Annotated in this window: 22 protein-coding genes; 15 read left to right on the top strand and 7 right to left on the bottom strand. The window is 50.0% G+C overall.

Features of this window, described 5'->3' with window-relative positions:
- Positions 1-47: 47 nt before the first annotated feature.
- Complete coding sequence (locus tag AC1MDE_RS13195; protein WP_480344645.1) at positions 48-749, bottom strand: hypothetical protein; 702 nt, start codon at positions 747-749, stop codon at positions 48-50.
- A gap of 323 nt (positions 750-1,072) precedes the next feature.
- Here AC1MDE_RS13195 and AC1MDE_RS13190 point away from each other — a divergent pair, with 323 nt between their 5' ends.
- The gene (locus AC1MDE_RS13190) at positions 1,073-1,636 is read left to right on the top strand and encodes a hypothetical protein (RefSeq protein WP_480344644.1); all 564 of its coding nucleotides are present in this window, start codon (positions 1,073-1,075) and stop codon (positions 1,634-1,636) included.
- Between the two features lie 283 nt (positions 1,637-1,919).
- On the opposite strand, the gene uraH is transcribed toward AC1MDE_RS13190, so the two are convergent.
- Positions 1,920-2,333, bottom strand: a complete 414-nt coding sequence (uraH, locus tag AC1MDE_RS13185; RefSeq protein ID WP_480344643.1) for a hydroxyisourate hydrolase — start codon at positions 2,331-2,333, stop codon at positions 1,920-1,922.
- 453 nt (positions 2,334-2,786) lie between these two features.
- Between uraH and AC1MDE_RS13180 the strand changes: the two genes are divergently transcribed.
- A complete protein-coding gene (locus AC1MDE_RS13180) occupies positions 2,787-4,925 on the top strand; it encodes an AAA family ATPase (protein ID WP_480344642.1) in 2,139 nt (712 codons plus the stop codon).
- A gap of 962 nt (positions 4,926-5,887) precedes the next feature.
- Here AC1MDE_RS13180 and AC1MDE_RS13175 read toward each other — a convergent pair.
- Entirely contained in the window at positions 5,888-6,763 is an 876-nt protein-coding gene (locus AC1MDE_RS13175; protein ID WP_480344641.1) for a RepB family plasmid replication initiator protein, read from the bottom strand.
- 270 nt (positions 6,764-7,033) lie between these two features.
- Between AC1MDE_RS13175 and AC1MDE_RS13170 the strand changes: the two genes are divergently transcribed.
- The 3 genes from AC1MDE_RS13170 (at position 7,034) to AC1MDE_RS13160 (ending at position 9,942) form a co-directional block, all read left to right on the top strand.
- A protein-coding gene (locus AC1MDE_RS13170; RefSeq protein WP_480344640.1) for an IS3 family transposase occupies positions 7,034-8,259 on the top strand; the annotation gives its coding sequence in 2 pieces (ribosomal slippage) (positions 7,034-7,376 and positions 7,376-8,259; 1,227 coding nt in all).
- 426 nt (positions 8,260-8,685) lie between these two features.
- Positions 8,686-9,033: a hypothetical protein gene (locus AC1MDE_RS13165; RefSeq protein WP_480344639.1), complete on the top strand. Its 348-nt coding sequence runs from the start codon at positions 8,686-8,688 to the stop codon at positions 9,031-9,033.
- A 96-nt stretch (positions 9,034-9,129) separates the two neighbouring features.
- A complete protein-coding gene (locus tag AC1MDE_RS13160; protein WP_480344638.1) occupies positions 9,130-9,942 on the top strand; it encodes a hypothetical protein in 813 nt (270 codons plus the stop codon).
- Between the two features lie 169 nt (positions 9,943-10,111).
- On the opposite strand, the gene AC1MDE_RS13155 is transcribed toward AC1MDE_RS13160, so the two are convergent.
- Positions 10,112-10,900, bottom strand: a complete 789-nt coding sequence (locus tag AC1MDE_RS13155) for a sulfite exporter TauE/SafE family protein (RefSeq protein ID WP_480344637.1) — start codon at positions 10,898-10,900, stop codon at positions 10,112-10,114.
- A 107-nt stretch (positions 10,901-11,007) separates the two neighbouring features.
- On the opposite strand from AC1MDE_RS13155, the gene AC1MDE_RS13150 reads away from it, so the two are divergent.
- Positions 11,008-11,775, top strand: a complete 768-nt coding sequence (locus AC1MDE_RS13150) for an AraC family transcriptional regulator (RefSeq protein ID WP_480344636.1) — start codon at positions 11,008-11,010, stop codon at positions 11,773-11,775.
- 194 nt (positions 11,776-11,969) lie between these two features.
- On the opposite strand, the gene AC1MDE_RS13145 is transcribed toward AC1MDE_RS13150, so the two are convergent.
- Positions 11,970-12,866: a LysR family transcriptional regulator gene (locus AC1MDE_RS13145; RefSeq protein WP_480344635.1), complete on the bottom strand. Its 897-nt coding sequence runs from the start codon at positions 12,864-12,866 to the stop codon at positions 11,970-11,972.
- Positions 12,867-12,975: 109 nt separating this feature from the next.
- Here AC1MDE_RS13145 and AC1MDE_RS13140 point away from each other — a divergent pair, with 109 nt between their 5' ends.
- Both AC1MDE_RS13140 and AC1MDE_RS13135 read left to right on the top strand, forming a co-directional pair.
- Positions 12,976-14,139, top strand: coding sequence for an alpha/beta fold hydrolase (locus AC1MDE_RS13140; protein ID WP_480344634.1), 1,164 nt, complete (start codon positions 12,976-12,978; stop codon positions 14,137-14,139).
- A gap of 134 nt (positions 14,140-14,273) precedes the next feature.
- Positions 14,274-14,537: a hypothetical protein gene (locus AC1MDE_RS13135; RefSeq protein ID WP_480344633.1), complete on the top strand. Its 264-nt coding sequence runs from the start codon at positions 14,274-14,276 to the stop codon at positions 14,535-14,537.
- 184 nt (positions 14,538-14,721) lie between these two features.
- On the opposite strand, the gene AC1MDE_RS13130 is transcribed toward AC1MDE_RS13135, so the two are convergent.
- Both AC1MDE_RS13130 and AC1MDE_RS13125 read right to left on the bottom strand, forming a co-directional pair.
- Positions 14,722-15,435, bottom strand: a complete 714-nt coding sequence (locus AC1MDE_RS13130) for a biotin--[acetyl-CoA-carboxylase] ligase (protein ID WP_480344632.1) — start codon at positions 15,433-15,435, stop codon at positions 14,722-14,724.
- 288 nt (positions 15,436-15,723) lie between these two features.
- The gene (locus AC1MDE_RS13125) at positions 15,724-16,626 is read right to left on the bottom strand and encodes a pyridoxal-phosphate dependent enzyme (RefSeq protein WP_480344631.1); all 903 of its coding nucleotides are present in this window, start codon (positions 16,624-16,626) and stop codon (positions 15,724-15,726) included.
- 569 nt (positions 16,627-17,195) lie between these two features.
- Between AC1MDE_RS13125 and AC1MDE_RS13120 the strand changes: the two genes are divergently transcribed.
- The 7 genes from AC1MDE_RS13120 (at position 17,196) to AC1MDE_RS13090 (ending at position 24,459) form a co-directional block, all read left to right on the top strand.
- Positions 17,196-18,674: a SulP family inorganic anion transporter gene (locus AC1MDE_RS13120; protein ID WP_480344630.1), complete on the top strand. Its 1,479-nt coding sequence runs from the start codon at positions 17,196-17,198 to the stop codon at positions 18,672-18,674.
- 18 nt (positions 18,675-18,692) lie between these two features.
- Positions 18,693-19,520 carry a universal stress protein gene (locus AC1MDE_RS13115; RefSeq protein WP_480344629.1) on the top strand — a complete coding sequence of 276 codons (828 nt, stop codon included), beginning with the start codon at positions 18,693-18,695 and terminating at the stop codon, positions 19,518-19,520.
- Positions 19,521-19,720: 200 nt separating this feature from the next.
- Complete coding sequence (locus AC1MDE_RS13110) at positions 19,721-20,254, top strand: aldo/keto reductase (protein WP_480344740.1); 534 nt, start codon at positions 19,721-19,723, stop codon at positions 20,252-20,254.
- Positions 20,255-20,797: 543 nt separating this feature from the next.
- Positions 20,798-21,718, top strand: coding sequence for a LysR family transcriptional regulator (locus AC1MDE_RS13105; RefSeq protein ID WP_480344628.1), 921 nt, complete (start codon positions 20,798-20,800; stop codon positions 21,716-21,718).
- Positions 21,719-21,911: 193 nt separating this feature from the next.
- On the top strand, positions 21,912-23,099 hold the full coding sequence (locus tag AC1MDE_RS13100; RefSeq protein WP_480344627.1) for a CaiB/BaiF CoA transferase family protein: 1,188 nt from the start codon (positions 21,912-21,914) through the stop codon (positions 23,097-23,099).
- On the top strand, positions 23,096-24,079 hold the full coding sequence (locus AC1MDE_RS13095; RefSeq protein WP_332959577.1) for a hydroxymethylglutaryl-CoA lyase: 984 nt from the start codon (positions 23,096-23,098) through the stop codon (positions 24,077-24,079). Before AC1MDE_RS13100 ends, AC1MDE_RS13095 begins: the two co-directional genes overlap by 4 nt.
- A complete protein-coding gene (locus AC1MDE_RS13090) occupies positions 24,076-24,459 on the top strand; it encodes a VOC family protein (RefSeq protein WP_480344626.1) in 384 nt (127 codons plus the stop codon). Before AC1MDE_RS13095 ends, AC1MDE_RS13090 begins: the two co-directional genes overlap by 4 nt.

Here is a 24,459-nt window from a genome sequence, read left to right as displayed (position 1 = left end):
GTCGAAAAACAGACGTATGTCGCCTTCGCTGATGGCGTTTGTATTTTTCACCAGCTCAGCTCCCATCCGGTGTCGCGATCGATGGTGTGCTCTCTGTCCAGCACTGCCTGATGCTCCATTTCCTGCCTGTAAGCGATCCATTGCTCATGTGTCATTGACAGCTCCATAATATTCTTCAGCTCTGCGTACCGCAGGTTGCCCTTTCCGTCACACACGACGATCAGCGCGCCCGCGCTGCTCTCTTCATCCACCCCCTGGCACACCCTGACCAGCTTCAGATAGTCACTGACGGCCTCCGGGTTTTCTGCATCGCTGTGAGCCGAAAAGATGCTGCGAGCTGTCTGCGCAATGAAGTGCTCAAGGTTCAGGGGCTCAGCCTGACGGGCCGGTAGGGAAAGTGCGCTGAGGTAGCTCGAAAAGTAGGTTTTCACGCCCGCCAGAACGTCTGGTGTGGTTTCGACGTACCAGTGGACCTGGTGAGAAACTTCTCTCTGTCCCTCATCCAGCGCGTTTGAGAGCTTTCTGTGGCGGGCCTCTTCTTTACCGGAACGGTTAGCCGAGGATTTGAACTCAATCAGCCGCAGCGTGCCGGGGAAGGACAGCAGGACGTCACCCAGCGCCTTGTCTTCCGGCGTCTGCTGCAGCAGGTTGACGGAGGCCGGCAGCACGTTCCCCCCCAGGCGCGCGCCCACAGAGACGCCCAGTCCGTACAGAAAATTACCAATGACCACGTTTTCATATAGCTTCACTGCCTGTTTCCCTCCCTGATGTTTTACGCGAATCTTAAGGCATCGTCCCCTCACTCCGGCACGGGCAGATTCAGGAGCAATCCGACCTGTCTTCGGATGATTATCGGCTCTGTACCGGAAATGCTGAATGATTTCAGAAGGGATCTCTACATCGCCGGCAACGCCGGCTCAAATCAGCGCGCTCCGGAAAAGGGAGGATGAGGAAAGCCCTCTTCTCTCTTTCCTCTTTTGTACGGAAAATGTTTATCCGACGTAAAGCGTTCATCTTCTTTTATTATCAGCCGATATAGCGTCATGTTTTCAGTATATGGAATATGTGAACGATGCCATTTTCTCGTCATAGCAGAGCGTTAATCGCGCTTGCGCCTGCTGCGTTTCTCGCGGGCTGCTCTGCCCTGCTGCCCCTTGACTATACGAATTATGAAGGTCAGGACGCAGCGACTGTATATGCACAGGATCCTCAGGATTTTGTCGGTACCTTCTATCTTTCCGTGTATGAAAAGAAGGAGACCTGCTTCGACAGAACCGAGCGCTACGAACTGGGGTCTGATGTCCTTCCTTCTGAAGGACGACTGATGTCCGCCAGAGTCAGGCCCGGACGGCTCATGGCTCTGCAACAGCTCTACTCCGCAGGCAAGCTGGCCGTGGTGGAAGGGAAAATGAAATACAATAAAGACGGATTTACAGAATCGCGCTGGGTTGCCTTCATTCCGGAACCGGGTAAGCGCTATTTCCTGGATCCCGCACTGGGTGTCAGAGAAATTCCGTCCGGCTATCCGGTAGCAGCTGACACCAAACCCGCCAAAGTTTTCTCAGATTTCAAAACCCCTCTGACGCTGAACTGGGATCCCAAAAACCGGTGTCAGCACCTAATCGGCGGAAGCTGAAGATCACCGCTATCCGCATGTCTTTCATCCGGGCTTCCGGGCAAACACTGGTGTACGGCCGGACTTTTCCCATAGTCCGGTCTCTTTTTATACCTTTTCAGCCCAGCTGACCCGTGATCTCACGGGTCAGCTATGCCGGCCAGACGAGAGACGGTGCTTTATTCAGAAGCCTGACGCAAGGACTCGTGTGTCTGCATGCTGTCCAAACTAAAACACACACTTCTCCCATGATTCAGTTATCTGACATTACAGCGCCTGATTTCTTATTTACCGCCGGTTGTGCTCAGTTGCCGCGATAGGTCGAGTAACCGTACTGACTGAGAAGCAGTGGGATATGATAGTGCTGATCAGTACTGGTCAGATTGAACATCACGGGGATCTCCGGGAAGAAGGTGGGCTGAGCGTTTTTTTTGTAATAGTCGCCGGTTTTGAAAATCACTCGGTATATGCCTGACTGTGCCTTTTGCCCCGCCGGATAAAGCGCAGCAATCCGTCCCTGCGCGTCAGTGGTTCCACGGGCAAGCCTGACCCACTCTTCACCCTGCTTTTTGTCCAGTTCGACCTCGATACCTGCCGTCGGCACGCCGGTCTGCAGATTCAGCACGTGCACGCTCAGAGGATTCTTCATCTCTGCGGCAAAGCCGGTCGCACTTATCACACTCAGCGCGCCACCCAGTAAATAATGCTGCAATTTCATCTTATCTTCCTTCTGGTTTACGGACCCGGGAAGGATAAGCCAGACAGCATAAAGCCGAACACATCTCTCTGAAATATCTGAAATTTCCCAGATAGCTGATGACGCTTTTGCAAGCGTCAGGCTATTTCAAACTGGCCTCTTATACCCTACATCAGCGGAAAACGTTACTGCCTGCTGGAATTGCTGAAATCATTTGTGGGAAACCGGTCAGATTGCAGACTATTCCCGTAATTTGATGATATCTGTCTGATAAGTCAGCGGGATTCGCATCAATCTATTCGTGCAGTGGAGAAATGCTCAGCTTCGACCACCACCTGATAAGTATAAAATTTATTAATCTATATTCATTTACGCCCTAAAGAATTGGTGATTATATGAGCACGGAACAGCAAGGTTATTTCTGAAGATTTCGATGCAGCTTTTACCTAATTCTGACATTAGAAGGAATTTCAGATGGATGTTGAAATCACTAACTGCAATAACATTGATAGCGCCCACATTTCGCTTTCAGAAAATAAGTTAAACATTAAGTTTGCGCCCAATGGCACCGGAAAAAGCACCATTTCCCGCGCTATTCTTTACGGCGTAACCGATGATGCAGAAGGGCTGGCCAGCCTTCTTCCATTCAAGCTCCGGACTGCAAACCCCTCTGGTCTACAGCCCGGCGTGTCAGGAGTTGAACAGATTCAGGATGTGCTATGTTTTGATGAAAAATACGTTTCTCAGTTCACTTTTCAGCCCGAGGAACTGGTCAGTAACAGCTTTGATATCTTTATTAAGACGGAAGCTTACAGCCAGACAGAAGGTGAGATCGACGCGATGGTGTTAGCCATCCGGCAGGAGTTCAGCGGAAATGATGAACTTGAGCAGTTTATCATGCACCTACAGGAGCTCAGCGGCGCGTTCAAACTCACAAACAAAGGCCTGTCAAAGTCCTCTACTGGGATGAAGGGACTGGCGGGTGGTAATAAATTGCAGCACATTCCAGCGGGTCTTGAACCTTATCAGCCGTTTATTCAGAGTGCCCGCAATGTTGAGTGGATAGAGTGGCAGACAAAAGGGTATGAAAACTTCTCTACTCTCTCGGCGGGCTGTTGCCCCTTCTGCACCGGTGATTCTCACGATAAAGCTGAACAGATAAGTAAAGTAAGTGCCGAGTATGATAAGGCTGTAATCAAAAATCTGGTCGGGATTATCGCGGTACTGGAGAAGCTGGGAGCATATTTTTCAGAAGAAGCCCGCACACGACTTCAGGAAATCACGACGCTGCAGGCAGGCCTGGAAAAAAAGCATGAAGACTACCTGATCACCGTTAAACAGCAGACTGAAAACCTGCTTTCCATGCTCATGACCCTGAAAACGCTCAACGGTTTTACCTTTAACGATGCCGGTAATATTCGCGCCTCGCTTGCCGCCTTTCGTCTGGATGTCACCTATTTTCCCGATCTGCAGTCAGATAAAACGCGTGAAGTGACGGAACGCCTTAACGCTTCTCTGGAAGGGCTTATTGCCCAGGCTGGCCAGCTGCAGGGACAAATCAGCAGGCAGCGCGCGGGAATGCAGCGGCTGATTGAAAAGCACAAAAAAGACATCAATACCTTCCTGGCGTATGCGGGATACCGCTATCAGGTCGATATCTCCGGCGCCGGTGAACAGTGCCGTCTGAAACTTCGTCACATCGATTATGGCGATTATCTGAGCGGGGGGAGCCAGCACCTGAGCTACGGCGAACGTAATGCCTTTGCCATCGTCCTTTTCATGTATGAATGTCTTGCGCGTAAACCAGGTCTGGTCGTGCTCGACGACCCCATTTCTTCATTCGATAAAAACAAAAAATTTGCCATTCTAGAAATGCTGTTTCGCCGCAATACAGGTGAATGTCTGAAAAACCTGACGGTGCTGATGCTGACGCACGATGTTGAGCCAATCATTGATACTCTGCGCTCGGTGAAAAAGTTATTCAGTAATCAGGTCACTGCCTCCTATCTGCGATACAGCGCCGGAGTTATTACAGAGTTGCCTATCCGCGAAAGCGATATTATGACCTTCACTCAAATCTGCAAACGTGTAACAGTCTCCGGCTGTGATGATATGATTAAGCTTATCTATCTGCGCCGGCATTATGAAATTCTGGACGATCGCGGCGATGCCTATCAGGTACTCTCTAATCTTTTTCATCACCGTGAGATCCCGACCGACTCGCGCGAGCCCTTAGCCGAAGGCGGCGGTTACCCTTTAATGGATTCGGTCCGGATAGAGAGAGGCTGCGGTAAAGTGGCTGAACGTATCCCGGGGTTTGACTACAGCCGTATGCTGGCTCTCCTGAACAGCTATCAGCATATCCTGGCGCTGTATCACCGCTGCGTTAATGGCTATGAAAAGCTCCAGGTGTTCAGGCTGCTTGAGCCGGAGGCCGATAACCGCGTTATCCGTAAATTCGTGAACGAAACCTACCATATTGAGAATGAATTTATCTGCCAGCTCGATCCTACCCGTTTCGACCTGATCCCTGAGTACGTAATCGCTGAGTGCGACAGGCTGCTGCTGACCGAAGAGGCTGCGAACGATGAAGCAGGTCAGGAAATAGCCTGAATCGCCCCCCTTTACAGGCGGAATGCGGTATCGCGTCAGGAATAGTGGCACTCATCCGCAGTGGCCTGAAAATTCGGTCGTGATACATGGGTAGCGTTTACTCAGTACGATTCATACCATTCGCAGTACCTGCTGCCGGGTTAACGTTTGCAGATGCACCGCCTCCAGACGTTTTTTATGATACGGGCACCTGTGCCCGTATTTTTTGACTGATGGGGAATAGGGATGCCATCACATGTGGTCCTAACAACCAGTTAAGACTGCTGCGGCTTTGTTACCCGGTTTAGTGGAGTGGTACAAAATATTTGCCCGGCACAGTGGATCGTCAGAAAGCCAATTACCCGGTACAGTGGAGTCTCATCAGGTTTTGTACTCTCTAAAGTACATGGCGTTGTCATCTCCTCTTTCCAGTCAGGCCAAAATTCATACCTCGCGCTCCACTGTACCGGGTCCACTTCGCATGTAGAACTTAATGCAAAACTACATACCCGGTGCAGTGGATCAACCGCCCTCTATTTCCACCCTTTACAGTGGATACGCAGGTCAAGTTTACCCGTTACAGTGGATGCAGATACAGGCAAACCACCCGTTATAGTGGATGACGCAAAAGTATTCCCAGTATCTATATCAATATCAGAATAATAGGAACGCGAAAACAGCGACCAAAATCAGAAAGTAAGTACTAACAAACTTATCAATGAATCTGGCAAAAATGATGCAGCATTCTGAACAAGGGCTTTCAGTGAAGGACCTAGTAACCAGGTTTCAAATCAGCATATGGCCTATCGCATCCACTGTAACGGGGACTCAAAACACGCAATCCTTTCTAGCGGTGAGGGATCTGGAAAAAGATTAGATGGGGGAGTAATAAGTGAGACTATGATTTCCATTTGGCAGGAAGGTCAAAGTCCATTGCACAGGGTAGTTACCCGGTATAGTGGATATCCACTATACCGGGTGGATCATAGCTTTGGATTACGTTTTAGGATGTTGAGGACGTAATCACTGCCCTCTTTTTCCACGGAATATTCAAGAAAGCCAATATCATTAAGCTGCTGCAACGCTTTTTTAATCGTGGCGTTTTGATTACCCAAGTGTGAAGTCAACTGGAGACGCTCACGTAAACGGTCAAAACCAATACGGTAGAAGTTAGGGGGCAGTTCTGCCAGGTAGAGATACAATGCCTGGGCAGATTCCTTCCGAGACAACACCTGTAACGCTTTAAGGTACAGACGAGTTTTGCCATCTACCCGGTACAATGTATTGAGCTTCTGGTTGGGCTTGATGAATATTTTACCTGTGCTGCTGTCGTAGTAGGTTGAATCAACGAGGTGCATGTTGATGGTTATACGATCGTCTGTGCCGGGTAGTGACTTTACAAAGCTGATGTTAGTTCGTGCGATGCGCGTGAGAGAGGCATCAAAACGCTCTTTAAGCTGCTTATCAATGCGTTTGGTATCAAAACCACAGTATTTGGCAAAGTCAGCAAAATTGAGTTCCAGCTGATGATCTTTATCCATCTTCTTAGTGGATAAGGCATAGACGATACCGACCCAGACCTTGAAATCCGTATCCATGTCGAGTCTTGGCCCATAAATCTGAATCTGATTATATCCCTCACCCTCTACAATGGATAATCTGGACAGGGAGTCAGTTGCATCAACGCTGTGGTTCTTTCTTCCACCCTTTCCAGTAGATTTAAGAGTGGGAACAAAGACTCCCAGTCGGAGCAAAACTTTTGGCTGGATCGTCTGACGAAGATTGGGGATCAGATGTATAACTTCACCTGAACTTTTCGTTTCCTCATTGATTACTAGCCCTAAATTACTGTTATCCATAGATATTATTCATTTCTGACCAGTAGGGATAAGATCTTTATAGTACCCGCCATAGTGGATCAATACCACCCGGCACAGTGTACTATTTACCCGGCACAGTGGATCACTCACCCGGTACAGTGTATGTACTCCCCGGCACAGTGTATCCGTCCTCTCTGAGACCCTTGAAAACAGTGGGTTAGCAAGGATCCTATTCTTTATTGATCTAACTTTGTGTAATAGCCCCCGTTTAAACCAGACACTTCACCAGTAAGACATAGTCATAGAGATATGTTTAAGGAGTGTCCTGTGCAAAGAATCGAAGTGATCACTGGCGAGCAAAAACGCCGTCGTTATACTCCGGAAGAGAAAGCCCGTTTTGTTGCGCTCGCCATGCAGCCCGGCTACACCGTCTCACTCGTTGCCCGGCAATATGGCATCACACCCAGTCTTCTTTTTAAGTGGAAACGGCTCATGAACGAGGGTGGAAAGTCTGCGATCGCCGCTGGCGACGAGGTGGTCAGCGTCTCCGAGATCAAAGCGCTGGAGAAAAAAGTCAAACAGCTTGAACAAATGCTGGGCCGCAAAACGATGGAAGCCGAAATCCTTCGGGACGCGCTTGAGATAGCCCAGGCAAAAAAGTTGATATCGCGCATGCCATTGCTGCCACCGGACGATACCCCCTCATCCGAATAGCAGAAGTGCTCTGCGTATCGCGTTCGAATCTTTATGAACGGCTGCTAAAGACGCGCCAGCAGCGGCCAGCCCGCTATAGCAAAGATGATGACGCCCGATTGTTACCGCTTATCCGCCAGATATGCAGCGAGCGGGCGACAAACGGCTATCGTCGCGTGACGGCACACCTCAATCGTGCGCTGAAGGAACAAGACTGGCGGGTTAACCCCAAACGTATTTACCGGATCATGCAGGCGAATAACCTGTTGCTGGCAAAATCTGGCCATAAAAAGCCAGAGCGCAGTCATACCGGCAACGTCGTGACACTTAAGCCGGATACGCGCTGGTGTTCAGATGGCTTTGAAATCCGCTGCTGGAATCGGGAAATTGTGCGGGTAGTGTTCAGCCTTGACTGCTGTGATCGCGAAGCCATCTGCTGGTCGGCGACAACAGGTGGAATAAACAGCGTTATGGTGCAGGATCTGCTGACAAATAGTGTGGAAAAGCGCTTTGGCAATACGCTTTACCTGCCACATGCCGTTGAGTGGCTGACCGATAACGGCAGTTGCTACATAGCGGACGCGACAAGGACGTTCGCTGCCTCACTCGGGTTCATCGTGTGTACGACGCCGGTGCGCAGTCCGGAGAGCAATGGGATGGCGGAATCGTTCGTGAAAACGTTCAAGCGTGACTACGTGTATGTGAATGACCTGCCGGATGCGGTGACCGTAATGGAAAAACTGACGGAATGGATGGAAGACTATAATAACTGGCATCCCCATAAAGGGCTGAAAATGCAGTCACCAAGGGAATACAGAAGTTCGCTGCTAGCTGTAAATTAACCGTGTCCGTTTTAGCGGGGGCAACTCCATAATTGCATCTGACTTGACTACCCATTTGCATTTTACTTGGCGACTATTTGCAGATTACCTGACCATCACCAACTAAATCTGCCCCATTAGGTTTAGTTGGCGTGAGGCCTTACACCTGAACGACCGCTGTGTGCCAGGAGCGGACGTTGCTACAGTGACTTATCTTAGCCAAAGGAGTCATGGTCACAACAAGATATTGCTAACTATGGTATATATCTAATACTGGGGGGGAGGTCAGTCTCACCCTATTTGCAAAAAACAAACTCTGGCCGCTTTAGAACGTTCAGGTCGAAAATTAGCCAAGCAAACGCAGGAAATATAGCATATTCTTTGTGTTTAACTTGCAACAAGTTCTTCGCCTGTGCTGCGAACATTATGCCCAAAAGGAGAATCCAGATGGTTCCAATCCAAGAAATTGATTTTCACACGGATAAAAAAGTCTTCTACAAGCTGCATATTATTTCTCCAACAGGAACTGCACCATTTTTTATAGAGGTGTTTGTTTACGACTCTGAATTTAATCCATCCTTTACATCAACGGTTAGTTTTCATCAGCAGTTTCAAGATTCCAAAGCTGCGTTTGCTCATGCGCTTAGCTGGGTGGAAGGCTACAGTAAAAAGCATGGTTACACGGTCAACCAAATCAACAATCCATGTAACTGTGAATTTCTATCACAAGCTGATCAACAACAATCAGTCCAAAGTGCCGGGCTCAAAATCCAAGTTAAAGTAAACGGGGCATAACAATGCCAATCACGGCGACAGTTTATTCGTTGAAGCTTCGCCTCCACTACAAACCTGCACGTCTTAGCGACGTTAGGTGAATCAGAGTAAATATCTATGTTCAGTGAATTAGAAAAGGAATTTCATAAAAAAGGGATCCCTACAGATAAACCAGATTTTTATGATCATCCAAACTTTATTAAGGAAGAGCAACGAGATCCAAGCTACTTGATTAAGTTTGCAAAATTTGTAGCAGAAAAGCCATACACTAATGAATATCTAGAAAAGGCAGAGAGTATAATTTCTGATGTGGCAAAAATTTTAAGCAAGCAGCTATTAGATGATGGTCGTCAAGGTGCTTGCGTGGATATATCAGTAATTCTTGCTCGTATACTGGAACGTAAAGGTATATGGTGTGCTTGCATTAAAGGCTCTTGTACAATTGATTTTCCAAAAAAGTCTAACGAGGAAACAACATACTACTGGTCATTAGACCATGGTGAATTTACCGCAGGACATGCTTGGGTAATTGCTCCACCATTCTCTATAGTGGATATCAGCTTGAAGCAGCAACCATACACAGGTACTAAAAAAAACTATATCCCTGAAATTATCATGGTAAAAAATGCTGTCAAAACAACATCAACTATAGAAGACATTATCAGTCCTGAAATCAGGATGCTAATGAAATCTCAAGGAATTCCAAGGCATCTTATGCTTAAGTATGGCGCATCCGAGATGAATCTCATCCAAGAAATATTTCCTGCCCAACAGATAGAACTTAATGAAACAAAATTCAAGTTTTCACCTGTTGCTGTTCATGCGTCTACAGAGTCATTGCCGGGTATGAAAAACATGAAGTTTAATGGAATGTATCCTTACGATATGTACAAAAAAACTATAAAAGATAAAGTGCCAAATATTGTCTAACTAGTAAACCCAAGTGACGCCTACGGTGCAACCTGATTCAGGCATTAACGTCCGTTTCTCGCTCATAGCGGACTAACACTAAGTTAATCTGTCCGCTCTTTGCCAGCAACGGATGTTCATACAGATATTGCCTATGTAAAATCAAAACAATTCGCAAAACAGGGTTTTACTAAAGCAGTATTAGCATCAGCACCATGCACAATAGCATCACGTAGATTCGCGCGTGCCAGACATCGGGGACGGCGGGGAGCGCCCGGCGGCTGAATATAACACCTGTCCAGCCGGTCACCAGGAGCAAGCCCAGAATTTTCAGGCTGATAAATCCCACAAAGCCGTCTGACGGAATTTTATGCCAGCCGCTTATCGCATAGTTCATTGCACCGCACAGCGCTACCGGCAGGGAAAGCGGATTGGCCGCGCTAATACACTCACGCATCGCATGTCCGTGTCGTCGTAACAGCGGTACCGTCATTACGCTGCCGCCCACGCCCAGCAAGGCGGCTATCATGCCGATTAGAAAACCTCCGCCAGTGCTCGTCAAAAGTGACATATGACGCGGCGCATTGCTGCTGAAGAAGCCTTTGCGCAACAGGCAGTCTCCAATCGTCGCCAGCATATAGAAGATAAAGAGCGCGCGAATCAGCGCCTCGCTCATCATTCCCGCCAGCCAGGAACCGGCTACCGCGCCTGTAGCGATGAACCACATCAGCGGAAACAGGACGGATGAAGAAAGCCTGCCCGCGCGCCAGTTTTGATAGCTGACCCAGCCCGCATTGAAAATCATCACCGCTGTCGAGGTGCCCACAGCAATATGCATCGCATTGCCTGCCAGCTGAGGCTGCCGCACCAGCAACTGGTAAACAAAAGGCACCACAACAAAGCCGCCGCCGAAGCCAAAAAGGACCGTGGTTATACCGGTAGTAAAACCGGCAAGTGCGATAATGAATAATTCGTTCAAGGAGATACCCCGCCTATAAATGAAGCAGCAGCTTATCTCGCCAGCGCTACGCTTCCCATTCGCGCAGCGCTCAATTACCCTTGCAAACTGGTCAAATGGGGGCGGAAGTGCGAAACGGGAAAATTGACGATTTAGATCGGCTGGACCGCGAAGTGGTAGCGCTCGGCAACGACTATGTGCAGGGATTTGTCCTGCCGCAACACCAGCACCGCCGTGCGCAGCTTCTGTATGGCGCAACCGGCCTGATGCACGTTTCAACCCGTGACGGGGAATGGGTGGTGCCGCCTCAGCATGCAGTATGGATCCCCCCCAAAACCTTGCATGCTGTCAGGTTTGCAGGCGTCACGACACGTAGCCTGTATATCGAACCCGCATGCGCGGCCAGATTGCGTAACATGAGCCGCTGCGAAGTCATGGCCGTATCGCCGCTCTTGCGGCAGCTACTGCTGGAGGCAGTGGACTTGCCGCCGCTTTACGAGAGCGCACGTGATCGGGCGCTGACAGATTTGATGCTGCTTGAAGTGGCGTTAATGCCAGTGTGCGCGTTCGAGATCCCTTTGCCACAGCAGCCCGCGCTGTTAACGCTATGTCAGGCTTATTTACTCGCCCCAGCCATTCACGATCCGGCTGAACGCTGGGCCAAGGCGATGTTCATGAGCGGCAGCTCATTTCGTCGCCATTTCCGGCAGCAAACCGGCATGTCGTTCTCAACATGGCGTCAGCGAGCCTGTGTGGTGAGCGCGCTGGCAATGCTGCTAACGGGCACACCGGTAAATGAAGTCGCGTTGTCTCTCGGTTATGACAATGGCTCTTCCTTCGCGACGATGTTCCGTCGCGTTACGGGACAGCCCCCTTCATTTTATCATCCGTCTTAACAGGGGAGCTTTGCCCTCGCACTGGTTCATTGCCTGTAAGCTAACAGCGCCACTGACTGAACAGATGCATGGCAATTGTTGTTTTAAAGATAGAATAAGCGCTGTACAGCCAGGGTAAAAACAGTGCCTGAACAATGACGTCCGGGTTGTGCCAAATGCGGACATTATCCCGTTCTTGTTCAATTACTTGCGTCTCAAAGCGGTATAGCTTTCAAATCATCAGCAATAAAATCAACGAAGGTGCGAACCTTAAAAGGAATCCGGAGCGCACTCGGATACACTGCCTGAATGGTAAGCTCGGATGTTCTGTAATCTGGCAGTAGCTCAATCAGCTGACCCTGCCTTATGTGCTCCTGAAAAACAAAACAGGGACCATACACAATCCCTGTACCTGCCAGGGCTGCGTCCATCAACAAATGGATATTGTTTGATGTGAGCCGGCAGCGGCTTTCAACAGTGTACGGCCTGTTATCTGCGTCATAGATTGTCCAGTCTCCGGCAGAAATGGCCTGACTGAACGCCAGGCGCGGCATACGCGAGATGTCTTTTGGCGTTTCAGGCATGCCGTATTTGTTCAGAAAGCCTGTTGATGCACAAAAAACCATTCTGCATGGTGCCAGACGTCGGGTGACAAGCGTCGGATCGTCCAGATTTCCTATGCGTATGGCTACATCAATCCGTTTCTCAAGCAAATCAATATACTTATCCTCAATAACAACATTCGCACTGACTTCCGGAAATTGCTCAAGATAGCGTGACACAATCTTCCCCAGATGCATTTCACCGAAGGCAAGAGGGGCGGCGATGCGTAACATTCCCCGGGGAGTAGCCTGAATGTCACTGGCTTCTCTGTCCGCGTCATCCAGAGCCTCAATAATCACTTTGCAGCGGTCATAATATCGCTGACCAGCATCCGTCAGGCTCAGACGGCGTGTTGAGCGCTGAATAAGCCGCACGTTTAAATCAGATTCTAAAGCACTGACATGTTTTCCTGCCATGGCAGATGAAAGCTTAAAACGTCTTGCGGCCGCAGCAAAACTGCCTTCCTCAACTGACGCGATAAAAATCCTCATACTAATAAACTTGTCCATTACATGCACCATTCGATAATATGGTTATCGACTGCAAATACTATTGAGTCGATTATCATTTATAAGAACTGTAATTAACATTGTTTTAAACCATGAGGAGAATGAAACAATGAAAATTACAGTGAACAATACTGGTATTAATGTACAGCAACATGGTCACGGTGAACTTGCACTGGTGTTCCTGCATTACTATGGCGGATCATCCCGAACGTGGCAGAGCGTGATAGCTCAGTTACCTGATCATTACCACACGGTCGCTATCGATCACCGTGGCTGGGGTTTATCAGATGCTCCCAAGTCCGGATACCGGATTGAGGACCTTGCCAGTGATGCTGAAGGCGTGATTGCCGCCCTAAAGCTCAAGCGCTATATCCTGATTGGCCACTCAATGGGAGGAAAAGTTGCCCAATTGATGGCATCCCGCCGGCCTCAAGGCCTTGAAGGGCTCATGTTAATTGCACCCTCTCCTCCTTCGCCCATGATGCTTTTTAAAGAAGATCGCGACAGGCTTGCCAATGCATATAGCAGTCGTGAATCAGTCGAGTTTGTTATCGACAATGTTCTGACGTCGAGGCCGCTTAGCCCGGCGATCCGTGAGCAGGTCATTGAAGACAGTCTGAGCGCCAGTACTGAAGCGAAAGCCGCCTGGCCCGACATCGCGATGCGCGAAGACATTACCCGTGAAGTTGCTTTCATTAATGTTCCGGTGAAAGTCATAACAGGGGAGCTGGATCGGGTCGATACGCCAGAAACCTTGCAAAGAGAGCTATTGCCTCGCATTCCTCACGCAGCAATGATGATCATTGATGACACAGGCCATCTTTCACCTCTGGAATCACCTCAAGAAATTGCAGGCTACATATCCAGTTTCGCCGCTTCGGTTGAGAAACACGACACTGTCCATAGATCGCCAGCTGAAACCATTGCTGCATTTGATGAGGCATTTAATGCCGGAAAAATTGACGCATTAATGTCTGTTTTCAGTAATCGTGCCACGATGAGAATGCCCAGCAATGTTGTCATCGAAAGTGATCCTGTTGCATTGCGTATGGCTTTAAACACGTTGATAGCATCGAGGCCAATTATCAGAAACCAAATCCAGGCTCTCATCCCTTCGGGTGACCTTATTCTCGCCATCATAAAATGGTCGATGACTACGACGTCAGATGATGATACTCAAAAATGTGATTGCGGTATCGCTACACAGGTGATGGAACAAGGAGCGGATAAGGGCTGGCGGATACGCATTTCAAACCCGACTGGAATTATCTGAATGGTTAATGTCCGCTTTTCGCTCATAGCGGACACTAGCCTGCTGAATTCCGCATTGTGCCAGAAGCGGAAGTAGCTAATTTCATGTTAAGTTGATGCTCAGGGATCCAATCAAAAGCTAAGAAGGGGGTTCATATGTCATCACAATCTAAACAATTAGTTAAAGTCATAGCTGATATAGCCATCGCACTCGAATTTACCGACGAGACTCTAATTAATCCTGATGTGGCCATTGAGATGCAGGAGAGTATTGCAGGAACTCTTCAGTCCCTTGATGGAGTTGACCGAAAAGATATAGCGAATGTCTTTGAAAGTATATCGAATCTTTACAATGGAAAAATTGCTGATTACGTCAGGTCTCTTCCTGCCAATTATGGTATCAAGGAAGGAGATAATTAATTATTGCGAGGTCCGGTGTTCGCTCACAGGTGCCCTACTTAACTTGATGGTGGGCAGCCCTGTGCCAGAAGCGGACGTCGTGCACAAGGTCTGATGTAATTAACGAAGAGAGAAAGCGAAGTTTAGGAATGATTGAATCTCTTACAATTTAAGTTCAGCTATAGAGCATAGATATCAGAATCTACTAAGACTCTATATATTGTATCTCACCATAATTATATGCCTTTATATCACCGCTATCTTTCTCAATAAGCAAATTACCAAAGTCATCAACCCCACGACATGTCCCGCTGACTTTGTTTAATTTTTGGGCATCAAAAGCGACTTCTACACGTTCATTCAATCGGCTCATGCGTGTTGTGTATGAATTTTTAAGGCTAACAAACCCAAAGGTTCGCCACGTATCAAAATAATCACACCAAAGTTTTACCAGTAGTTCGACTACCTCCGATGACTCCTTGAATGTAAACTGCTCTAAAGTAGCTGTCGCATAAGGCACGTCTACAGGAGTGGCTATACGATTAATGCCTATACCAACGTAAAGTGCGTTGCTATCAGCTTCAATTAACGTGCCGCTAATTTTGGCTCCGTTGATGAGAATATCATTTGGCCATTTAATACGAATATCAGCATTTTTAACAAAAAATGATAATGCATCATGAATAGCAATCCCGGTCATCAGGGAAACGGATGGCAGGGCGGAAGTTTCTTCTGGCAGTGGAACTACGATTGTAACAGCAACATTTCCTTCAGGAGTTTGCCATGCTCTTCCAAAACGGCCTCTACCTGCAGTTTGCATGCCGGCTGAGACAGCAAAAAAGGTTTCCCCGGTCTTCTCAACCCGGCGCTTTGCCTCACTATTAGTGCTATCAGTAGTTTTTAATGTGATTATTTTCATGCTCGGATACCTCATAGACAGAGGTCCATCTTACCAATGTCAATAAAAAATATCGAGTTTGGTTTACAACGCTTCCGTCGTTCTTAAAATAATGTCAGATCATCTTATAGTTGTTTTATTGATCTTGCTGGGTCAATAACTTCTGCTTTTCGCTCATAGCGGACCTGACCCACGCGCCAGTCTGTTTGTGCCAAAGAGGGCATAACTCACTTTAAAACAAGTTAATTAACCGGGCAGTTCGCCCATCCTTTTGCTCATAAACTTTGGCAGGATAAATGCGCTCTTCTGTCAGCTCGCGATTCCTTCCAGCGTGACAGAGGCCCCGCCGCATACGATGACCAGTACATTATCAGCCGGCTTGAATAAGACTTTTTTGTCGTACAAAAGTGAGAGTGATACACCGCATGCAGGCTCAGTGAGCACCCGATGGTCATCGAGAAAGCACCGGCAGGCATTCAGCGCTTCCTGGTCTGAAACCAGCACACTTCTGACGTCCATACGGCTGGCCACATTGAAAACATTTTCGCACACCTGGCTTGCGGCCAGCGTCGTGGCTATGCCGCTGACCTTATCAAGACGTACCAGCCTGCCGGCATTAAGCGAGGCGCGAAGAGAGGCCGTACCCTGGGTTTCTGCGGCGTAAACCGGAATATGACCAAGCTGATGCTTCACCAGTCCCTGAGCGATACCGGACAACATGCTCCCGCCGCCAACAGAAAGAATTACCGCATCAGGCGTTACCCCTTCGCTGATGACCTCATCCACGATTGTGCTGATACCTTCCCACAAAAGTGGATGATCAAAGGGATGTACACAGATAATGTCATCCGTCGCCAGTGACAGGGCGTAGTCGTTCGCCTCACTCCATACTTTTCCGTGCACAACAACTCTTGCACCCTCCTGTTCAATAAGCTGTTTTGCCCTGTCAGACGTGGTTTCCGGCACAACCACAGTGACCGGCAGCCCCAGTTTGCGGCCGCAATGTGCCACCGCTATGCCTGCATTGCCGCCCGATGAACTGATGAAAGCTGTTGCGCCCCTTTCCGCGTAATGGCGACAAATGTTCTCTGCACTTCTGAGCTTGAACGATCCCGTCGGCTGGGAAGATTCCATTTTAAGCCAGACAAGGCATCCACAATGCTGGCTTAAGGGCAGTGAATGTATAAGAGGGGTTTGTATACTTATTGCCATGAGGAAGATCCTTATTATCTTTTCCCGTGATAAACGAGAAACATTCCAAGTTTAGAAATAGATTTATCATAATGGGTTAGAGCGTAAAGGGATGGATACAATGGGTAATAAAAGTGCCGGTTACAATTCCGTCCAGACAAGACTAAAGTGCGACCGTTTTTCGCTCAGAGCGGACCTTGTGTCCAGTGAGTTAGTCCGCTTTGTGTCAGGAGGGGACGTTAGCAGTATCGCCTTTTTGATCTCTTCCGAGGCAATGATCTGAATGGTGAAACATTGATCTCTTTTTGCTTTCGTTTATAGTTAAGCCCCTGTTCTGACAAGATCAGGCTTCTCTGTCAGCGCACCTTCACAGGATTTCGCTGGCATAATCCAGTCCTTAACGCACCTTTTGCCATAAGGGAGAATTTAAAAAACCATGCGTCTTACGCCACCCTGAGTAGTACCCCCTCTCTGTCGCACTGAGTAATCCCAGTCGCGCACTCAAAAACATCCCGTCTGCGGATGTGCTTTTTCGTATCTGAAATTTTTGCCCCCACGGGCTGACTGTATTCAAAATCTGAGAAATTACTATGCTGCTGTCCTCGACGCGTAAGGACTGGCAGGGCAACGTCCGCGGTGACGTGCTCGCCGGTATTGTCGTCGCGCTCGCGCTCATTCCTGAAGCGATCGCGTTTTCCATCATTGCCGGAGTTGACCCGCAGGTCGGCCTCTACTCGGCGTTCTGTATTCCCGTGGTGATGGCCATTTTTGGCGGACGCCCCGCCATGATTTCATCCGCGACCGGCGCCATGGCGCTGCTGATGGTAACCCTGGTGAAAGACCACGGCCTTCAGTACCTGCTTGCTGCCTCCGTGCTGACCGGCGTCATCCAGCTGATAGCCGGCTACCTGAAGCTCGGCAGCCTGATGCGCTACGTGTCGCGCTCGGTCGTAACGGGCTTCGTCAACGCGCTGGCCATTCTGATTTTCATGGCGCAGCTTCCGGAGCTGACCAACGTGACCTGGCACGTTTATGCACTCACCGGCGCCGGTCTGGCAATCATTTACCTCTTTCCGTACCTCAATAAAACCATTCCCTCTCCGCTGGTCTGCATCGTGGTGCTGACCGCCATCTCCATGTGGCTGCACCTGGACGTGCGCACCGTGGGCGACATGGGAAAACTGCCCGACAGCCTGCCGGTTTTCCTCATTCCGGACATTCCGATGAACCTGGATACGCTGATGATTATCCTGCCTTACTCCGCCGGCCTTGCGGTGGTGGGACTGCTGGAATCCATGATGACCGCCACTATTGTGGATGATATGACTGATACGCCGAGCGATAAAAACCGCGAGTGCAAAGCGCAGGGCATCGCCAACGTCTGCACGGCGTTTATCGGCGGCATGGCGGGCTGCGCCATGATCGGTCAGTCGGTGATTAACGTGAAGTCCGGCGGGCGCGGGCGCCTCTCGACCCTGACGGCCGGGCTGGTGCTGCTCTGCCTGATTATCTTCCTCCGTGACCAGGTATCGCAGATCCCGATGGCGGCGCTGGTCGCGGTCATGATCATGGTCTCCATCGGCACCTTCTCCTGGCGCTCCATTACCGACCTGCGCCGCCATCCGCTGTCGACCAGCGTGGTCATGCTGGCAACCGTAGCGGTAGTGGTGGCAACCGACAATCTGGCCTTCGGCGTGCTGACCGGGGTGTTGATTGCCTCGCTTAACTTTGCCACTAAAGTGGCGCGCTTCATGACTGTCAAATCCTCACTGGAGGGCGAGACCCGGACCTATACCGTGATCGGCCAGGTCTTTTTTGCCTCCGCCGATCGCTTTATGAGCCATTTCGACTTCCGCGAAGCAGCAGAGCGCGTGGTCATTGACGTCACGCATGCCCATTTCTGGGACATCACCTCCGTGAGCGCGCTGGACAGGGCGGTAATCAAATTCCGCCGCGAAGGCACTGAGGTGGAAATACTGGGCATGAACGACGCCACCCGCACCCTGGTTGACCGCTTCGGCGTGCATGACAAGCCGGAAGAAGCGGAAAAACTGATGGGCGGTCACTAAGCGACAGGAGATTAAGCTATGAACAATACCGTTGTGGCCTGCGTGGACGGTTCGCCGTCAACCTTGCCGGTCTGTGACTACGCGGCGTGGGCTGCCGCCGGCCTTTCCGCGCCGCTGGCCCTGCTGCACGTGCTGGAAAAAGACGGTCATCCTGCCGTCTCTGACCTGAGCGGGAGCATTGGCATCGACAGCAAAGAGCTGCTGACCGAAGAGCTTGCGCGCGTGGAGGGTGAGCGCAGCCGCCTGCTCATGGCGCAGGGTAAAGCCATTCTGGCCGGTTGCGCGGAGCGGCTTGCCCGTGAGGGAATTCCGGAAGTGCGCCAGCTGCAGCTGCACGGCGCGCTGGATGAAATCCTTGCCGGGCTGGATGACGTCAGGCTGATGTTGCTTGGCCGGCGTGGTGCGGAACACACCGTGGGCAGTCAGCTGGAAAGCGTCATCCGCCTGCAGAAAGAGCCCGTGCTGGTCGTGCCGGAAACGTTCAGCGCGCCATCCCGGGTGCTTTTTGCCTGGGACGGCAGCGAGGCAAGCCGCAGAAACCTGACCCGCCTGACCGTGAGCCCGCTGCTTCGCGGTCTGAACTGCCATGTTGTGATGGTGAACGGCGACGATGCTTCACTTCTTGATGCTCAGCAGATCCTGCAGGCAGCCGGCATTGATACAGAGTCCCGGATAATTCAGGATGAATCTGTTTCTCGCGGGCTGTGTCGTTACGCGGAAGAGAACGACATGGACCTGATCGTGATGGGGGCCTGGGGACACTCCCGGCTGCGCCGGTTCTTTATCGGCAGCCACACCACGTCAATGCTGGCAGAAAGCCGTCATCCCCTGCTGATGCTGCGGTGAACTTCACGGGCCTGCAATCGCAGATCCTTTTCATAACGCGCCTCCGGAACATCAGCTCCGGAGCAGTTCATTTGCGCGGCACCTTTGTCAGCCGCGCTCAGGAAATACCATGCGTCAGCTGTTTCGCTTTATGTATCAGCACGGCAGCCATCTCGACTTTGGCGCGATACTGATGGCGATGTCGAGTTTCGGCAGGAAAAATTCTTTACGCCGGACTCTCTAATTTTTCGGCATGGCAGCTCGCCAGGACGGCAACGCTGGCTGAACTGACCCGTGCAGTCCCCATTGCCGCGGCCCAGTTCGAACACAGCCTCGTCCGCCGTGAACCCGAAGCGGACCTGTTCCCTGCCTCATTTGATCTGGGACTTGGCATCGTGACATGGTCGCCACTGGGTGGCGGCATGCTGTCAGGCAAATACCGGCAGGGAGAGAAAGGGCGAGCGGAAGGCTTTGGTGGTCGCGTGTTTCAGTCGGAAAACTCGGCGCAGCGCTCACAGATTCTTGATACCGTGCTGGCCATTGCTGCGGAACATCAGGCCAGTCCGGGACAGGTTGCTATCGCCTGGGCAGGCACACACGGTTCGGTGCCGATTATTGGCCCTCGTTCACTCAGCCAGCTTGATGATAATCTGGGGGCACTGGATTTACAGCTGACGCATGAGCAAATCCGGACGCTGGATGAAGTAAGCGCCCTTACAGCATCCGCTCCGGGCAGAGCTCCCTTGCTGTGGTGATCTGACATTTAGGCAACGTTCCGTTAGTTTCTTTTAGACATCAGAAAATCGTGTCACCGACATGGTTTTCTGATAACCAGTCTTACGGGGCACTCCTGTTTTTCTTACTTTCCGGACAACTTCGATAACAGGTTAACAGAAGCTTTTGACATCTGAAGATAACCTTACTCTGCACGAATCAGTTTCCTGAATGGGTCCATTCAGAATGCAGCCTGTGGTGCTTTCGCGTTTACCCTGGGCGTACGAAATCTGACAGAGATTTGCATAGCTTCATTCAATCAAGTCTCCGGACCGGAAATGGACAGCATCAGTCTGGCGTTTTTAATTGGTACTAATACAGCATCCGTGTTTCGCTCATCGCAGACGTTGGCCTGACGTCAGTCCGCTTTATGCCAGAAGCGGGCTTTCACTTTTGGCAACCGCGCATAAATCAATTTTGGATTAGAGCGAACCATATTTAGTTAATGACCTGCCCGTCTGGAAGGAGGATGATGATTCTGGTTTAACATTCATTTTTGATCTCGCAACCAGTGAAAAAAACCGATGAACATCAGTCATTTTGATTTAAATACGTTGCGTTTGTTCGTTACTGCAGCGGACTGCAAAAGCCTGACCAGAACGGCTGAAATTTCCAGCATCACGCTTTCTGCGGTCAGCAAGCGTATTACTGAACTTGAGCGTAATGTCAACTGCCAGCTGTTCGTCAGGCAGCCTCGCGGCCTTGAGCTCACGACCGCTGGCTTAGGGCTACTCCGTCATGCCCGGTCCCTGCTGGACAGCGTTAACTCCATGGCCAGCGAACTGAATGACTATGCGCGCGGCGCGATCGGTCACGTTCGCGTCGCGGCGAACGTTTCAGCCGTTATTCAGTTCCTGCCTGAAGATTTGGCCGCCTTCTTTCACTCAAATCCTGGCATCAGAATTTATCTTGAGGAAGCGTTGAGCGATGCGATAGTTGATTCAGTTGACTCTGGCCGCGTGGATATCGGCATCTTTGCAGATAACGTTGACGCGACAGCGCTCAAGACCTTTCCATGGCGCCAGGACAGACTTGTTCTGTTAGTGCCGACAGCTCATCCTCTTGCCCTGAATGATGAAATATGGTTTGACGATACCCTTGCATGGGATTATGTAGCGCTGAATCAGGGAAGCTCACTGCTCAGACGAATAACGGACACGGCTGTTAGCGCAGGCCGTTTGCTGAAGGTCAGCATTCAGGTCACCAGTTTTGATGCAGTGTGTCGCATGATCCAGGCCGGGCTGGGGATAGGTATTTTACCCCTGAAAGCCATCACGCCAGCTCTTCTTGGTTCCACGCTTAAAGCCATCACGCTAAAAGATGACTGGGCGATACGCACGCTGCGCATTGGTATAAATGCCAAAAAAAGTCCGCATCCTGAGGCCAGTAAGCTGTTGGAGTTTTTGATGGACGTCCCAGATTCAGCGTTTGCTGAAACACGTTAAGCTTTCTTTATTCACAAGGTAAATAAAGGGTTTTTATTTTAAATTTAATTAAATCAGTTGTTTAATTTAAATATAAAAACAAATTCTATTTTGACTTTCCATTCAGGAAAGGGTCGCTGAAAAAATGTGAATTCCCATATCCCTCACGTGGAGCAATGCTTTCTCATGTTACGTAAAAGTGAATGGAGGAAGCATGGCTTTACCACTCGAAGGGCTGCGCGTTATTGAAATGGGCCAGCTTATTGCCGGGCCAATGGCTGGCAGGATGCTGGCGGAGTTTGGCGCTGACGTCATAAAGATTGAGCCACCAGGCAAAGGCGATCCTTTACGTAAGTGGCGCATGCTTCATGACGGTACGTCTGTGTGGTGGTCTGCGCAGTCACGCAATAAACGTTCGGTCACGCTGGATCTGCGACAGCCTGAAGGTCAGCAAATTGCCCTATCACTGCTCAACACGGCTGATGTACTGATTGAAAACTTCCGTCCCGGAACGCTGGAGAAGTGGGGGCTCAGTTGGGAAACCCTACATGCGAATAACCCCGGACTTATTGTTTTAAGTGTTTCAGGTTATGGACAAACGGGTCCTTATCGCGATCGACCTGGTTTTGGCGTGATTGGCGAAGCGATGGGAGGGTTACGTCATCTTTCGGGCGAACCCGGCAGAACGCCGGTGCGCGTCGGCATTTCAATCGGCGACTCTCTGTCTGCCCTACACGGCGTCATCGGCGTTTTACTCGCCCTTCGAAGCAGGGAAACGACCGGTCAGGGACAGCAGATAGACGTGGCGTTGTATGAATCCGTCTTTAACATGATGGAAAGCCTGATCCCTGAATACTCTGTGTTTGATCATATCCGCCAGCCCGCTGGCAGCAGCCTGCCCGGCATCGCGCCGACCAATGCTTACCGCTGTAAAGACGGCAAATACGCGCTGGTAGCCGGAAATGGCGACTCTATTTTTCAGCGTCTGATGCAGATTATTGAGCGTCCGGATCTGGCAGCCGATCCGGCACTGGCACACAATGACGGACGTGTGAAACATGTCGAAATGCTGGATGCAGCGATCGGAGAATGGACCAGTCAGCGCAGCCTGCAGGAAGTACTGGCCTCCCTGAATAAAGGCGGCATTCCGGCCGGAAAAATTTACGACGCTGCAGACATCGCTAATGATCCACATTATAAAGCGCGCGACATGCTGTTATCAGCGCAGTTACCTGACGGCACGCCGGTTATATTGCCTGGTATCGTTCCTAAACTGCTCTCTACACCCGGCAGCATCAGGCATGCGGCACCAGAACTGGGTCAGCACACGGAAGAGGTGTTGTCAGAACTGGGAATTGATGAAATACAGCGCATGATGCTGAAAGAAAAGGGGGCTGTATGAGTCTACAGCGACAATTCCCGGCTGGCCGCATTTATATGCAGGAAGTCTGTCCACGTGATGGTTTACAGAATGAGGCCGTCTTTGTAGAAACGCGGGACAAAATTGCATTGATTGATCGCCTTAGTCAGTGCGGTTTTTCGAAGGTGGAAGTCACATCATTTACTTCCCCTAAAGCAATACCGACGCTAAAAGATGCTGAAGCGGTGATGTACGGAATTCGTCGAGTGCCCGGCGTTGAATACAGCGTACTTGTACCGAACCTGCGTGGCGCGGAACGTGCCATGGCCTGCCAGATTGATGAAGCCAATCTGGTCATGTCGGCGAGTGAAAGCCATAACAATACGAATCTGCGCATGAGCAGAGAGGCCTCTTTTTCGCAGCTAAGCCAGGTGATTCACGAGCTGAGTAATACGCCTGTTGCGATTAACGTTTCTCTGTCAGCGGCTTTTGGCTGTCCGTTCGAAGGCGACGTACCGCAAAATACGGTTCTGAATTTTGTAGACCGTTTTGCAAGCTTGGGCGTTCGCGGCGTGACGTTATGTGATACGACAGGAATGGCGTATCCAACCCAGGTTGCCTCACTGAGTCGTGTAGTGAAGCAACACTTCCCGGATTTAGAGATCACTTTACACTTTCATGATACCCGCGGGCTTGCGCTGGCAAACACCGTGGCAGCACTGAGTGAAGGCGTTAATCGCTTTGATTCATCGGCAGGTGGGCTCGGTGGGTGCCCCTACGCCCCGGGCGCGAGCGGCAATGTTTGTACAGAGGATATGGTGCATTTGCTTGAGCTGATGGGTTATCAGACCAACATAGATCTGCCTGCTCTCCTCAGTATATCACGTGATCTTGAGCCACTTATTGGCCATAAAGTTCATGGTGCGATTGTCAAAGCCGGTCAACGCTCTGACTTACATCAGATGCCCGTATCACTCGAACAAAATTTTAAAAGATTAGATAAAACAGGGAGTCCGACATGATTGACCATATTGACCATATTGTAATTACTACGCGGGATATTAAAGCCTGCATCGATTTTTATACTCGCGTACTTGGCATGAAACTAAACCAGTTTGGTGATAACAGAGTTGCTTTAACCTTCGGTCAGCAAAAAATAAATGTTCATGAATACGGTAAGGAAATAGATCCTAAAGCGCATCTTCCTGTGCCGGGCTCACTTGATATCTGCCTGATCAGTTCTTATCCGGCTGAAAAAATAAAGGAGCACCTAGAGCGATGTGGCGTGGCGCTAGTTGAGGGGCCGGTTACCCGCACGGGTGCATGCGGTCCCATTACGTCATTTTACCTTCGTGATCCCGACCTCAATCTCATTGAGATATCACGCTATAAAAACCAGTAA

This window comes from Pantoea folii (assembly GCF_056678875.1).
This window is presented reverse-complemented; position numbering and strand designations above follow the sequence as displayed.

What these genes read in the sequence shown, in the direction of transcription:
- AC1MDE_RS13160 (WP_480344638.1), top strand. Translation starts at nt 9,130, where the DNA reads ATGTTCAGTGAATTAGAAAAGGAATTTCATAAAAAAGGGATCCCTACA.
- AC1MDE_RS13115 (WP_480344629.1), top strand. Translation starts at nt 18,693, where the DNA reads ATGAACAATACCGTTGTGGCCTGCGTGGACGGTTCGCCGTCAACCTTG.
- AC1MDE_RS13100 (WP_480344627.1), top strand. Translation starts at nt 21,912, where the DNA reads ATGGCTTTACCACTCGAAGGGCTGCGCGTTATTGAAATGGGCCAGCTT.
- AC1MDE_RS13090 (WP_480344626.1), top strand. Translation starts at nt 24,076, where the DNA reads ATGATTGACCATATTGACCATATTGTAATTACTACGCGGGATATTAAA.
- AC1MDE_RS13190 (WP_480344644.1), top strand. Translation starts at nt 1,073, where the DNA reads ATGCCATTTTCTCGTCATAGCAGAGCGTTAATCGCGCTTGCGCCTGCT.
- AC1MDE_RS13105 (WP_480344628.1), top strand. Translation starts at nt 20,798, where the DNA reads ATGAACATCAGTCATTTTGATTTAAATACGTTGCGTTTGTTCGTTACT.
- AC1MDE_RS13120 (WP_480344630.1), top strand. Translation starts at nt 17,196, where the DNA reads ATGCTGCTGTCCTCGACGCGTAAGGACTGGCAGGGCAACGTCCGCGGT.
- AC1MDE_RS13130 (WP_480344632.1), bottom strand. Translation starts at nt 15,435, where the DNA reads ATGAAAATAATCACATTAAAAACTACTGATAGCACTAATAGTGAGGCA.
- AC1MDE_RS13165 (WP_480344639.1), top strand. Translation starts at nt 8,686, where the DNA reads ATGGTTCCAATCCAAGAAATTGATTTTCACACGGATAAAAAAGTCTTC.
- AC1MDE_RS13125 (WP_480344631.1), bottom strand. Translation starts at nt 16,626, where the DNA reads ATGGCAATAAGTATACAAACCCCTCTTATACATTCACTGCCCTTAAGC.
- AC1MDE_RS13135 (WP_480344633.1), top strand. Translation starts at nt 14,274, where the DNA reads ATGTCATCACAATCTAAACAATTAGTTAAAGTCATAGCTGATATAGCC.
- AC1MDE_RS13180 (WP_480344642.1), top strand. Translation starts at nt 2,787, where the DNA reads ATGGATGTTGAAATCACTAACTGCAATAACATTGATAGCGCCCACATT.
- AC1MDE_RS13095 (WP_332959577.1), top strand. Translation starts at nt 23,096, where the DNA reads ATGAGTCTACAGCGACAATTCCCGGCTGGCCGCATTTATATGCAGGAA.
- AC1MDE_RS13175 (WP_480344641.1), bottom strand. Translation starts at nt 6,763, where the DNA reads ATGGATAACAGTAATTTAGGGCTAGTAATCAATGAGGAAACGAAAAGT.
- AC1MDE_RS13140 (WP_480344634.1), top strand. Translation starts at nt 12,976, where the DNA reads ATGAAAATTACAGTGAACAATACTGGTATTAATGTACAGCAACATGGT.
- uraH (WP_480344643.1), bottom strand. Translation starts at nt 2,333, where the DNA reads ATGAAATTGCAGCATTATTTACTGGGTGGCGCGCTGAGTGTGATAAGT.
- AC1MDE_RS13145 (WP_480344635.1), bottom strand. Translation starts at nt 12,866, where the DNA reads ATGGACAAGTTTATTAGTATGAGGATTTTTATCGCGTCAGTTGAGGAA.